The sequence below is a fragment of the Lysobacter sp. genome, assembly GCA_013141175.1.
Taxonomy (GTDB): Bacteria; Pseudomonadota; Gammaproteobacteria; order Xanthomonadales; family Xanthomonadaceae; genus Lysobacter_I.
Window position 1 is genome coordinate 2,609,123 of the sequence record JABFRN010000001.1, and the last position, 13,129, is coordinate 2,622,251.

Genomic DNA, 13,129 nt, shown 5'->3' on the forward strand with positions numbered 1-13,129 from the left:
CGTCGCGGTCGCCGTTTCTTCCCGCAGGATGCGCTCCAGCAGAATGCGCTCCAGGCGTTGTGTCGCTTCCACCCGCGTTCCGCCGAATCTCCCCCGAATCCATTCCGAGCGAACCGTCATGCCTGCAGATCTCTCCCGTCTCTACGCCGATCATCTCGCCATCCAACGCACGCGCGCCGATGCGGCGCTGGCGCGCGGCGGCTTCGACCATCTGGTCGTGCCCAGCGGCACGCAGCATTACCAGGTCTTCGACGACCGCGATTATCCGTACGCGGTCAATCCGCATTTCAAGGCCTGGCTGCCGCTGACCAACACGCCCGGCAGCTGGCTGGTGTACACGCCGGGCGAGCGTCCGAAAGTCGTTTTCCTGCAGCCGCACGATTACTGGCATGTCGTGCCGCAGGCGCCGAACGGCGATTGGGTCGAACACTTCGACATCCGCATCATCCGCAATCCCGATGATGCCAAGCAGCATCTGCCGAAGAACGCCAGCCATTGCGCGATCCTCGGCGAGGCGCAGAGTGCGCTGGGCCAGTACGGCGCGTTCGCGCCGAACAACCCGACGCCGGTGCTGGATCACCTGCATTATCACCGCGCGTACAAGACGTCCTACGAAATCGCGATGATGCGCGAAGCCACCCGCGTCGGCGTGCGCGGCCATCGCGCCGCCGAACGCGCGTTCCACAGCGGCGCCAGCGAATTCGGCATCCATCTCGCGTATTGCCAGGCCGCGCGCCAGGACGCCAACGATCTGCCGTACAACAACATCATCGCCCTCAACGAGCACGGCGCTGTACTGCACTACACCGATCGCGACCGCCAGGCGCCGCGTCCGGTGCGCAGTTTCCTCATCGATGCCGGCGGCAGCCATCGCGGCTACGCCAGCGACATCACCCGCACCTACGCCGCCGACCCCGGCAGCGAGTTCAAGGCGATGATCGACGCGGTCGACGCCGCGCAGCTGGCGATGTGCGCGCAGGTGCGTGCGGGTACCGATTACAAGAACATCCATCTCGATGCGCATCTCGCGCTGGCGAAGATCCTGCGCGATTTCGATCTGATCAACGCCGCGCCGGAAATCGCGGTCGAGACCGGCGTCAGCAGCGCCTTCTTCCCGCACGGCATCGGCCACGGCATCGGCCTGCAGGTGCATGAAGTCGCCGGCTTCGCCGCCTCCGACGCGGGCGGCACCATCGCCAAACCCGACGGCCACCCGTATCTGCGCCTCACCCGCACGCTGGAACCGGGCATGGTCGTCACCATCGAACCGGGCATCTACTTCATCGACATGTTGCTGGATGCGCTCAAGGACAAAGGCCTCGGCCCGAGCGTGAATTGGGATCGCGTCGCCGCGTTCCGTCCGTTCGGCGGCATCCGCATCGAGGACGATGTGGTGTGCACCGAGGGTGCGCCGGTCAATCTCACGCGGGAAGGTTTCGCGACCGCGTGATGTTCTTGTGGGAGCGGCGGAAGCCGCGATTGGATCTTGCCGAAACGGAAAGCATCGCAGCTTGCGTCGCGTCTGCAAGGGCAAAGCGCCGTGTGCTTGGACGAGCAAGCATCACGAAGCAAATGCACCCCCTCCCAGCCTCCCCCTGCGCGATGCGCAAGGGGAGGAGAAGGACGTCGCGAAGTCCGCAAGAATTCCAGAAGAGCGAAGACGCTGGATGCCCGCGTGCGCGGGCATGACGCTGCGCACACGGTCTTCTGATCTTCCGCTGGCGGCAAGCGATATTTTTCTTTCCGATGGAGTCCGGTTTCACCCGGATACCGCGTTTGTCATGTCTGTTCGCGGGGTGAGCCTCGTGTCGCCGCCACGAAAGCGGTGAGCGTTCGGCTGTCTCCCCACGTCCTCGCGACGCGAGGCTGCCGGTCCGGGCTGCATCGCATCAACCGCATCATTCCATCGGAAGGAGTTTTCATGCATCTTCGCGTCCTGACCTACAACGTCCAATGTCGTCCGATCGTCGACAACGTCGACAACGGAGTCCGCGCCGAAGAGATCGCGCGCCGCATCGTGGCATCGCATTGGGATTTCGATATCGTCTGCCTGAACGAGGTGTTCGCCGACACCGCCCGCGAGAAGTTCGTCGCCGGGCTCAAGACGAAGTATCCCCATTACGTGGAAAGCATCGGCGGCGAGCGCGGTTTCGCGTCGTCGCTGGCTGACACGGACAGCGCGGGTTTCGTCGCGCTTTCCGTCGGTCTTCGTGTGCTCACGCTGGGGTTGATCGACGTGTTCGGAACATCGCAGGACAGCGGGCTGATGTTGTTCAGCCGTTTTCCGTTCGATCGAAAGCCCAATCCGGACGATGCCGCGACGACGCTTCCGGCCCTCAACTGGAAGCCCTATTCGCAGCGCACCAACGACGATGCGCTGTCCGAAAAAGGCGCGCTGGCGATCCGCCTGCTGCTGCCCAGCGGCGACAAATACGTGGTCAGCGCCACCCACATGCAGGCCAGCGACAAGGACGACGATGAGGATTCCGGGATCCGTCTTTCGCAGTTCGAAGAGGCTTGGGGCAATCTGCAGCCGCTGCTGTCCGAAGGCGGCAGTCAGTACGATTTCGTGCATTGCGGCGACGTGAACGTGGACGGCGCCATGACCCTGCCGAACGCCGGTGATGCCGGCACCGAGTGGAAAGCGCGTTTCTCCCAGCCCATGAGCGGCCCCGCCGATTATTGGGATGCGGTCGCCTTCGAGCAGAGTCCGCATCTGTGGGAATACCGCAGTCCTGGCCTGACCCATCCGGTGGATCCCGGCATCACCGCGCCCACGGCCAATGGCGATCGTCGTTACGACTACTTCCTGACCCGGCCGGGGACCGGCAACCGCACCCTGCAGCACGCGTTCATCGATCATCCGCTGTGCGTGACGATGCAGACGTTGTCGTTCACCAGCGATCATTGGCCGGTGGTCGCCGACTTCATGCCCGATCATCGCGGTCCTGGCACCAGCGCCGCGCGCGGAATTCCCGTGGCCTGCGACGAGACGTCACCGTCTTTCGGTACCAGCGGGAGGCTGCGTGCCGGCGAGATCGACTGGTTCTGCGTGACCAAGCCGGGCACCTACGAATTCGCGACGTTCGGTGCCGACATCACACTGTATGGCGAGGCCAATCTCAGTCGCCCCTTGGCGATCTACCAGACGCTGGATCGCGGCGCCGAACGCAGCGTCAAATATCTGTTGCCGGATGCGCCCGTGTTCGTGAAGGTGCAGTCGCCGGATCGCCATGCGACGCCGGATTACGCCTTGAACATCCGTCGCTTTCTCGGCACCAGCCTGAGCGACGCGATCGGACTGGTGCGTCGGGTGACGGAAACGTCGAATCATCGCATCGGCTTTCCCGACAGCGACTACGAGTGCCTCCTGGGCGACGGCGAACGCGGCGAACCGGTGGTGGACGCCCGTTACTTCGAATTCGATGTCCTGCCCACGACGAGCGGAAAGCCGCAGGAAGTCCGTCTGACAGGTGCATCCAGCAGTGGCGGTGCGTCGATGCGTCTGATCATCGGCCAGCAGGTCGCGCCGGACGTGCTCGATGTCATGGCCAATACCCAATACGGGACAGGCGCGTTTTCGCTGGTGGTGGAGCTGAAGGCGGGCCACTATTTCGTGGTCGCGCAGCGTCACCCGGGCAGCGGTTTTGCGGGCTCGGACTTCTCGCTGTCGTGGGACTCGAATGTTTCGGTGCTCTATACGCCGGCGGGATACGAGAAAGGCGCCAACCCGGAAGGGTTCAATCCCTTGGCCGGGTTCCCGCCGCCGCAATCCGTCATCCTGAAATGCGTCGAGGAAACCGACAGTCCTTTCGATATCGGCTCGGATGATATCGCGGTGCAGATGCTTGTCGACGACATGAGCGTCGTCGTCATCAAGAACAGTGAGCTCGGAGAATTCGATACCAACGCTCCCCGCCCGCTCGATCCGTGGATCCCGTCCATCATCACTTACGTCGATCGGCTGCAGCTCAAGATCGTCGAGGAAGACAGCGTCGAGAACGATCATGGCAGTCTCGAATTCGCGATGGCGGCGAAATACCGCAGCGGTGCGCGTCCCGGCGCCACGCCGCTCGATCCGGGTGCGATGATCGTGACCGAGCGCGCGGACTTCAGCGGCGGCACCTACACGTTGACGTTGACGCTGGTGTGATGCCCTAGACCGGGCTTCGCGGGGCGCGCGCTTTTTCGCGCGCTTCGCGATGCGCGGTTTCGGCAAGGACTTTGAACTGGCGTTCGCGTTTGAGCCACAGTTCGTTGTTCGTGTCTTCCTCGACGTCCGTCTGCGGGATCTGGCCGAAGGCGATCCGCATCGGCGCGGCCTGCTGCGACAACGCATGCTGCATCGCGCCGAAGTAGAGCGCGTTGTTTCCGTAGCGCTGGTTGATTTTGTCGAGGACCACGCTCGTTTCCCGGCTGCGCTGGCGTTCGGGCATGAGTTCGCCGCTGATCTGGCCACGGGGTTCGAGATGCACCAGCGTCACCGCCACCGACAGCGGCGGATAGCGTTTCGGATTCCAGCGGCCGTTTGCGAGCGCGCGTTCCAGTGCCTCGAGTTCGTGGCCGAGGAGCTTCAGGAACGTGGGCGTGTCGTCGATCGGTGCGAACGACAGGTCGCGTTCGAAGCGCTTGTCCATGCCGACGAAGCGCATGCGGATCGACAGCCCACCGGCGAGGAAGGCTTCCTTGCGCAGGCGCATCGCGGCTTTCGCCAGCAGTTTGAACAGCACCGAACGCGCGCCGTCGTAATGGCGCAGTTCCGGGCCGAGCACATGCGAATGCCCGACCGAGCCGCGCTGGCTTTCGCGTCGCGGCAGGTGATGGCCGCGCAGTTGCAGCCAATAGCGGTCGCCTTCGACGCTGCCCCACGCGGCGCGCAGGTGGTCGCGGGTGGCGGCGCAGAGTTGCTCGGTCGTGCGGATGCCGGCGCGATGCAGGCGCCGCTCCATCGACGGGCCGATGCCGCAGAAATCGCGCAGCTCCAGTGCGTGCAGCGCGTGCGGCAGATCGGCCATTTCCAGCACCGTCAGCCCGTCGGGTTTGCGCATGTCCGATGCGGTCTTGGCGAGAAATTCATTGGGCGCGATACCGATCGAACAGCGGATCGCATCGAAACCGCGATCGAGCAGGGTGCGTTTGATGTTGCCGGCGATGGTTTCGGCATGCGCGCGCTGGCGCTCGCGGCCGAGCAGCCAGCAGGGCACTTCATCGATGGAGCCGGGTTTGTCGTGCGGGATGCAATCGCCGATGGCGTCCATCAGTTGGTGATGCACTTCGACATAGCGCGCGGGCCGACCTTCGAGCAGCACGATGTCCGGACATTTCTCGCGCGCTTCCCACACCGGCGTGCCGGTCTTCACGCCGAAGGCCTTGGCCTCATAGCTCGCCGCGATGCAGCAGGTGGTTTCCGCCATCACCGGCACCACGCCGACCGGGCGACCGCGCAGTCGCGGGTCGTCCTGCTGCTCCACCGAGGCGAAGTAGGAATTGAAATCGACGAAGAGGCAGCGCAGGGTCATGGGCGGGTCGCAGCGTGTCTGCGGCGCGTCCGCCCCAACGGCGCGTGCGGATGGATCGGTCGAGTCGCCTGTCGCCGGACCGGCTGGATCGATTATGGCACCGTCTGCCCGGTCGCGCGCTAAAGCGGCTTCCGGATTGCTTTTCGCGGGGCTGATGGTGGGAAGTGTGAGCGGATGCCATTTTGCGCATGAATGCGCGCCCGTTCCCGGCCGACGGGCCTTGCCATACTCGCCACGCGTCCGGACCCGTGAGGTCGGCGTCGGGAGCTTGGGGAGCCTGCATGGGATATCCATCATCAGGGAGTATGGAAAGATGAAGAAGTTGATTCGACGCGCCTGTGCAGGCGCAGCGATGGCGCTGCTGAGCCTCAGTGTCCAGGCGCAGACGTACACCGGCGTCCAAGGGCCGGGGTGGCGCGAGATCGCGATGCCGCTTGCCAGTACCAGCTTGAGAACCGCGCAAACGGTAGGCACCTACACCACCCGCAACGCGGTGCTGATCGAGATCGACAGCCCCGCCGGTCTGGCGTATGCGCCGATTCCTTCGGCGGCCAAGGACAATATCCTCAGCGACGGATTCGGCGACGGTCCGATCTATGTGGATCGCGATGTGGTCAACGCGATCGCGAACGGCACCGCAGCCACCACGTTCGCCGAATACATCGAGCCCGATTCCACCACCGCGTACAACTCCGCCGAGGGTCGCGAAAGCGCAGGCGGTGGCATGAGCCGGGCACGGATGACCCCGCAGGGACTGTTCTGCAACAGCGGCTGGCGGACGTACACGCTGTCGCGCAATATCCCGTTCAATACGGTCAATGCATCCAAGGGCGTCTTCGGCGGCACCCTCACGTTCGACGGCCGGATGAACGGGTCGGCCGATGTCAGGATCGTCGTCGAATACAAGAAATCCGATTGGAGCCTGTGCATTCCCTACACCGTGCGTTTCAAGGAAGCCGGTGCCGTGGGCAACATCAATCTCAACGATTCGCGCTTGGCGTTGACCGCGTCGGTCAGCACCACCGTGGCCGAGGATTCCAGCCGCCAAGACCTGTACAAATCGAATGGCGTCGTCTGGCTGGGGCCGATTCCGGTCTGGTACACCTACGCGATCCCGATGGACTACGGGTACAAGGTGATCCTCAGTGCATCGACGACGGTCGAATACAGTTCGCAGCTTTCCGGACAGATCACCTTCAATTACACCTGCGCCAACGGCAACTGCAGCGGCAGCAGCGATACCTCAACCGTCAGGCTCAGCAATCCCAATCCGAATTGGGCGGTACAGGCCGATGCCACCTTCGACCCGTTCGTGAAGGTGGGATTGGAAGGACGCGTGTATCCGATCGGCAACTGGTATCTGGCATCGGCGGGGATCGGCTTCAAGTTCTCGACGCCGCTCCAGGTCTACGGTTATTACGGCAATGCCTGCGGCGATGCGGACAAGGACGGATACAACGAAACCGTCAACACCTATTTCGCCGATCTGCAGGCCCGCGTTTCGCTGGTGTCGTCCTGGTCGCTGCTGGGCGGGGAGCGGGTACGTTACGTGTCCGTCGGCGGTTGGGCCGGCCGCAAGATCAACGGTGGGCTGTACAAGGTGCTGAATACCGAGGGCAACCACACGCCGCTGTGGAACCGGCGCCTGTATTACACCGACAGCGGGTCGCCGAGCATCTTCTCGCCGGTGCTGCGCCAGCAGGCAGGCAGTTTCACCGGCACCCAATACGAACACGTGCTGCGTACCTCGATGCGTCCCTGCGTGCCTTTCGAGAATACGTACTTCGTCGATATCGTCGATCCCGCCGGTCAGGTCACCACCGTTTCCGTGCCTTCCCGGACCGACACCACGACCACGAAGATCTACAACAGCTCCTCCGTCTGGAGACTGCGCGCCAGCGGCACCCGCGACGACGATGGCCGCGTGTTCAACAACTCGTCGAGCGTTGCGCCGATTCTTGATCCCGCTCCGCCCGGCGGCGGCAATGGCGGGCCCGGGCTGTTGCAACGGGTGTCCAATACCCGGACGGCGCCCGGTGCTTCCGGCGACATTGTCACGGTGACGGTGCGCAACGGCGGCACCGGGACCATCACGTCCATCGTCCACAGCTGCACGGGCGGCTCTTTCCACGTCTGGGGCAATGGGCTGACCAGCCTCGCGCCGGGCCAGAGCGGCACATATCAGTGCCGGGCCGCGGCATCGGGCACATACGCTTGGCCAACCTTCAACATCAGTGGCAATGGGGCCAGCAACTCGCCGTTCTCGCAACAGTTGTATTGATGTATCGACGGTCACCAACCATCTCGCGGCAGCTTGCTACCGCGAGATGGTCGCCGGGCTGTTATCCGTGAACCTTGAAAGTCGGCCTGTCGGATCGATGAGTCAATGGCTTACAGCACGGTTGGCGGCTTGCCGCCGACGATCACCACATCGGCCGGGCGGCGCGCGAACAGGCCGACGCTGACCACGCCGGGCACCTGGTTCAGGTCGCGCTCCATGCCCACGGGATCGGTGATCGCGAGGCCGTGGATGTCGATGATCCAGTTGCCGTTGTCGGTGACCACGTCATCGCGCCATACCGGCTGGCCGCCGGTCAGGCGCACGATTTCGCGACCGACCAGGCTGCGCGCCATCGGGACGACTTCCACCGGCAGCGGAAAGCGGCCGAGGATGCCGACCTGTTTGCTCGGGTCGATGATGCACACGAACGTCTTGCTGGCTTCGGCGATGATTTTTTCGCGGGTGAGCGCCGCGCCGCCGCCCTTGATCAGGCGTTTGTGGCCGTCGCATTCGTCGGCGCCGTCCACATACAGCGGCAGCGGGCCGGTGCTGTTGAGTTCGAGCACCTCGATGCCGTGCTTGCGCAACTGCACGGTGCTCTGTTCGGAACTGGAGACGGCGCCTGCGATGCGGTGTTTCATGCCGGCAAGGCCATCGATGAAATGGGCGACCGTGGAGCCGGTGCCGACGCCGACGATCATGCCGTCCTGAACGTAGTCGAGTGCCTTGAGTGCGGCCAGTTTCTTCGCTTCTGACATGGGGGAATTACTCGAGGGAGAGAATGATTTTCCACTGCGCAGCGGTGACCGGCAGCACGGAGAGTCGGTTTCCCTTCCGGATGAGCGCGAACTCTTCGCCGAGTTTGTCGGCCTGTCCGCGAATGTCGTCGAGCGTGATCGCGCGCTTGAGCGTGCGCACGTAACGCACATCGACCAGATCCCAGCGCGGTTCTTCGCGTCTGGATTTCTCGTCGAAATATTTCGATTCCTGTTCGAACTGGGTCGGGTCCGGATACGCGGTGGCGGCGACTTCGGCGAGGCCGTACACGCCCGGCACATCGGCGTTCGAGTGATAGAACAACACGCCGTCGCCGAGTCGCATGCTGCGCATGAAGTTGCGCGCCTGGTAGTTGCGCACGCCGGTCCACGGTTCCGCGCCGACGCGGGCGAGGTCGTCGATGGAGAAATCCTCGGGTTCGGATTTCATCAGCCAATAGTGTTTGCGAGCGGTCATGCGGTGGTCGCGTGCGTGTGGATGGTTTCGGATTCGGTACAGATGGCGTCGAGGGGCACGTCCCACGGCTCGGAGGACAGGGCATCGACATGTTGGACGGCGAAGCCCGCGCCGACCAGCCACGGTGGCGGCGCGGCGCGATCGCGGCGGAAAGCGAGGCTGCGATCGTACCAGCCGCCGCCCATGCCCAAGCGTTGTCCAGCGTTGTCGAAACCCACCAGCGGCAGCACGATCATGGCCATCGCTTCGGCCGGCAGCGCTTCGGCTTCGACGGGTTCCGGAATGCCGAATCGGTTGGTGGCGAGTGCTTCGCCCGGGCGCCAGGGTGCGAAGCGCAGCAGATCGTCGTCGCCCAGCACCGGCAGGCAGTAGCGCACGTCCGGCGGCAGCCGCAGCTGCCAGGCATGCAGCGCGATTTCGCCGTCCATGGCCCAATAACCGGCGACGTGGCCCGCATCGGGCGCGAACGACAGCGTCAGCAAGCGCACGGCGAGCGTTTCGGCGGCGGCGATGCGCGCTGCCGGCGGCAGTTGCCGACGACGATCGCGCAGCGTGCCGCGGAGCGCTTTGCGCAGTGCGTCGCGGTCGTCGGTCATGTCGCCTCGCGGTGGAAGGAATGTCGGGTGTGTCGTCGTTGTCGCGGCGATTGTCGCAAACAAAACGCCCGCACGGGGTGCGGGCGTTGGCGGTGGCTCACGCAATCGTTTGCGGTGAGCGTTTGCTGCGAAAGCCGCTGCGGTGCGGCGTAACGATCCATGGCATGACAGCGATCCATCGCGACAAGGCATGATCGTGGCAAGCGCATGATCGTGACAAGCGCATGGCAACCGGAATATCGCGGTGCGACATTCCTCGGAATCAAGACATCCTCCGCCATGACGATGCGCGCTAAACGACCTTGAACCCGGGGTTCAAGTGGGAACGCTTGGCTTCCATCGGGCTTCCCGCTGCGAGGCGGACATGCACACCCGGACTCCATTGCATTCCCGTGGTCGTATTTAAGGGCCAAGGTGAATGTTTGGCACGCCGTCGTTCACGGCAGAGGACGCAAGCGCAGTATAGGCGCGCGACACCGGAGCGCAAGGGTCGTTCCGGCGCCGAAAACGAATACTGCGAAAGCGTGCGTGTTTTATGCGTGTCTTATTGGAGATCGTCTTGCGAAGCCCGTCGCGATCGATCATGCGATCGGTCGCGCGATTCGTGTCGCGTTCAGTCGGAAGCGAGCGCGTCGATCCTGCGATTGAGTTCGCTCAGCGTGCGCGCCAGTTCGCGGTCGCGCGATGCGTTTTCGTTGCGCAGCTGTTCCAGTTCGTGCGCGAGGTTCAGCGCCGCGAGGACCGCGACCCGATCGACGGCGGCCATGCGGTTGCTGCCGCGCACTTCGCGCATCCTGGCTTCGAGCAGACGCGCGGCCGACAGCAGGCTGTCGCGTTCGTCGGGGGCGACGCCGACGGTGTACTCGCGATCGAGTATGCGGATGTTGAACGGCTCGCTGGCGGACTGGGTCATGACCGGACGCTCACGTGTGCTGCTCCAGCGATTTCAACCGCGCGATCATCGCCTCGACGCGCGAACGCGCCTGCTCGTTCTTGGCGAGCAGTTGCGAGCGGTCGTTCGCCAACTGCTCCTGCTGCTGGCGCAGGCTGCGGTTTTCTTCGGACAGCCGCTGCACGCGCTGCGCGAGGGTCTCGACGCGGTCGGCGAGCGCGCGCAACTGGGCGATGACATCGGCGTCGTTCATGACTGCACCATAGGCAGGCGCCCGTCGGGGGTCAAGATGTCGTGGGCCGCGGGCGGCAGGGCGGCAGGGGACGGAATCGCCGCCTGCGGACCGGCGCCGCTGGCCTTGGCCGGCGTCCAGTCGCGGATGAACTGCAGGCAGGTGTCGGGGTCGACCGGACGCAAGAGCCAATAGCCCTGGATCTCGTCGCAGCGGAAATGGTCGAGGAAGCGCAGTTGGGTTTCGGTTTCCACGCCCTCGGCGACCACGTTCAGGCCCAGCGAGTGGGCCATGGTGATCACCGTGGTGGTGATGGCGGTGTCGTCCGGGTCGCGGTTCAGGTCGGTGATGAAGGTCTTGTCGATCTTCAGCGTCGTGATCGGCAGCCGCTTGAGGTAGGCCAGCGATGAATAGCCGGTGCCGAAGTCGTCGATCGCCAGCGACACGCCCATTTCGCGCAGCGACTGCAGCTTGGTCGAAGTCTGTTCGGCATTGGCCATCAGCACGCTTTCGGTCAGTTCCAGCTCCAGTGCATGCGGCGGCACTCCGGTGTCTTCCAGGGTCCGGCGCACGATCTCGGAGAAGTCGCCGCGCAGCAATTGCAGTACCGAGACATTCACCGCCATGTTCAATTCGGTCAGTCCGGCCTGATGCCAGCGCTGCAGGGTGATGCAGGCTTCGCGCAGCACCCATTCGCCGATTTCCAGGATCAGGCCGCTTTCTTCGGCCAACGGGATGAACTGGATCGGCGGGATCTCGCCGTACTCCTCGCTGGTCCAGCGCAGCAGCGCTTCCACGCCGGTGATCCGGCGCGTGGTGAGCGACAGGCGCGGCTGGAACACCAGCCGCAGTTCGCCGCGATCCAGGACCTTGTGCAGCGCGCTGGAGAGCTGCGCCCGGCGGCGATTGGCGATCTCCATGCTGTCGTCGTAGCGCACGAAGGTACGGCGCCCGGCCGCCTTGGCCTGGTACATCGCGGTATCGGCCTGCTTCAGCAATTCGGTCGGCACCTGGCCGTGGTCCGGATACAGGCTGATGCCGATCGAGGGCGAGATCACCACTTCCTGGCGGTCGTCCAGCACCAGCGGCGCTTCGAAGGCCATGATGATCTCGCGGGCGACCTTGTCGGCGTCCTCGGGCTGATCGAGGTTTTCCAGCACCACGGTGAACTCGTCGCCGCCCAGCCGCGCCACGGTCTGTTGCTCGCCGACGGTCTCCTGCAGGCGCATCGCCGCCGCGCGCAGGATGCGGTCGCCGGCGGTGTGGCCCAGCGAATCGTTGATGTCCTTGAACCGGTCGAGGTCCAGGAACAGCACCGCGATCCGGTGGTTCTGCCGGCGCGCACGCACGATCGCCCGCGACAGCCGTTCCGAGAACATCGCCCGGTTCGGCAGATTGGTCAGGGTGTCGAAGTTCGCGAGGTAGCGCAGTTCCTGTTCGGCGCGCTTCTGCTGGGTGATGTCGGTGATCACCGCGATGTAGACCCGGTGTTCGCCGTAGATGCTTTCGGTGGCGCTCGATTCGATCTGGCAGAGGAATTCCTGGCCGTTCTTGCGCCGCTGCCACATCTCGCCGGCCCAGTGGCCCTCGTTCGCCAGTTTCTGGCGGATGCGGTTGTAGAACGCGACATCGTGCTGGGTGCTGTCGAGCAGGCTGGCGCTCTGGCCGATGACCTCGCGCTCGGTGTAGCCGGTGGTGCGGGTGAAGGCCGGATTGATCGAAATGAAGTTGAAGTCGCGGTCCAGCACGGCGACCGCTTCGTTCATGCTGCGCAGCACGGCGATCGCGATCCGGCGTTCGCGCTCGGCCTGGCGCACCAGGGTGATGTCGCGCGCGGTGCCGGCGATCCGGCGGACCTTGCCGTCGGCCCCGCTCTCCACCGCACGGCCGCGCGCGCGCACCCACAGCCATTCGCCGCGCGGGTCGAGGATGCGGTGTTCGGAAATGAAGAGTTCGGATTGTCCGTTCAGGTGCTCGCGCAGCTTGCTCTGCACCTGCGGCAGGTCGTCGGGATGGATGCGGTGGTCGCTGTCGGTGGTGGACAGCACATGCAGATCGGCGCGGTTGCTGCGCGAATCGACCCAGATCCGGCGCATGTGCCTGGTCTTGAGGTCGTAGTCCCAGTACTGCTCGGACGATGCCCACAGCGCGAGTTTCAGGCGGTCCTCGCGGTCGCGCAGCTGGTTGATGTGGCGTTTTTCGGCGCCGACCCGACGGGTCCACACCAGTAACAGCACGACCGCGAGCACGCCGGCCAGCGCCAGCGCTGCGAAAAGCTGCAGTTCCGAGGAATCTGACACGTGGTCCCCCAACGCACATGACGACGCGCCAGTGTAAGCGCTGCGGGAGCGCTTGCGGAGACGGCCGTTGTACACT

The 13,129-nt window shown here is 64.5% G+C and carries 10 protein-coding genes and 1 other RNA gene; 3 read left to right on the top strand and 8 right to left on the bottom strand.

Annotation, left to right across the window (positions count from 1 at the left end):
- Positions 1 to 118 precede the first annotated feature (118 nt).
- Together pepQ and HOP03_11460 are read left to right on the top strand one after the other, a co-directional pair.
- On the top strand, positions 119 to 1,450 hold the full coding sequence (gene pepQ / locus HOP03_11455) for a Xaa-Pro dipeptidase (GenBank protein ID NOT88787.1): 1,332 nt from the start codon (positions 119 to 121) through the stop codon (positions 1,448 to 1,450).
- Between the two features lie 471 nt (positions 1,451 to 1,921).
- Positions 1,922 to 4,153 (top strand): hypothetical protein, encoded by a 2,232-nt coding sequence (locus HOP03_11460; protein ID NOT88788.1) that lies wholly within the window; start codon positions 1,922 to 1,924, stop codon positions 4,151 to 4,153.
- A 4-nt stretch (positions 4,154 to 4,157) separates the two neighbouring features.
- Here HOP03_11460 and HOP03_11465 read toward each other — a convergent pair whose 3' ends face one another.
- Positions 4,158 to 5,519: a DNA polymerase gene (locus HOP03_11465; GenBank protein NOT88789.1), complete on the bottom strand. Its 1,362-nt coding sequence runs from the start codon at positions 5,517 to 5,519 to the stop codon at positions 4,158 to 4,160.
- A gap of 313 nt (positions 5,520 to 5,832) precedes the next feature.
- Between HOP03_11465 and HOP03_11470 the strand changes: the two genes are divergently transcribed.
- Positions 5,833 to 7,800: a hypothetical protein gene (locus HOP03_11470; protein NOT88790.1), complete on the top strand. Its 1,968-nt coding sequence runs from the start codon at positions 5,833 to 5,835 to the stop codon at positions 7,798 to 7,800.
- A 110-nt stretch (positions 7,801 to 7,910) separates the two neighbouring features.
- On the opposite strand, the gene rpiA is transcribed toward HOP03_11470, so the two are convergent.
- The 7 genes from rpiA to HOP03_11505 form a co-directional block, all read right to left on the bottom strand.
- Positions 7,911 to 8,558 (bottom strand): ribose-5-phosphate isomerase RpiA, encoded by a 648-nt coding sequence (rpiA, locus tag HOP03_11475; protein NOT88791.1) that lies wholly within the window; start codon positions 8,556 to 8,558, stop codon positions 7,911 to 7,913.
- A gap of 7 nt (positions 8,559 to 8,565) precedes the next feature.
- A complete protein-coding gene (locus HOP03_11480) occupies positions 8,566 to 9,033 on the bottom strand; it encodes an EVE domain-containing protein (GenBank protein NOT88792.1) in 468 nt (155 codons plus the stop codon).
- Positions 9,030 to 9,629, bottom strand: coding sequence for a 5-formyltetrahydrofolate cyclo-ligase (locus HOP03_11485; protein ID NOT88793.1), 600 nt, complete (start codon positions 9,627 to 9,629; stop codon positions 9,030 to 9,032). The genes HOP03_11480 and HOP03_11485 overlap by 4 nt, the downstream gene beginning before the upstream one ends.
- Before the next feature lie 267 nt (positions 9,630 to 9,896).
- Positions 9,897 to 10,081, bottom strand: a non-coding RNA gene (ssrS, locus tag HOP03_11490) — 6S RNA.
- A 161-nt stretch (positions 10,082 to 10,242) separates the two neighbouring features.
- Positions 10,243 to 10,542, bottom strand: coding sequence for a cell division protein ZapA (locus HOP03_11495; protein NOT88794.1), 300 nt, complete (start codon positions 10,540 to 10,542; stop codon positions 10,243 to 10,245).
- 10 nt (positions 10,543 to 10,552) lie between these two features.
- Positions 10,553 to 10,774, bottom strand: coding sequence for a TIGR02449 family protein (locus HOP03_11500; protein ID NOT88795.1), 222 nt, complete (start codon positions 10,772 to 10,774; stop codon positions 10,553 to 10,555).
- Positions 10,771 to 13,065 (bottom strand): EAL domain-containing protein, encoded by a 2,295-nt coding sequence (locus HOP03_11505; GenBank protein NOT88796.1) that lies wholly within the window; start codon positions 13,063 to 13,065, stop codon positions 10,771 to 10,773. The genes HOP03_11500 and HOP03_11505 overlap by 4 nt, the downstream gene beginning before the upstream one ends.
- Positions 13,066 to 13,129 lie beyond the last annotated feature (64 nt).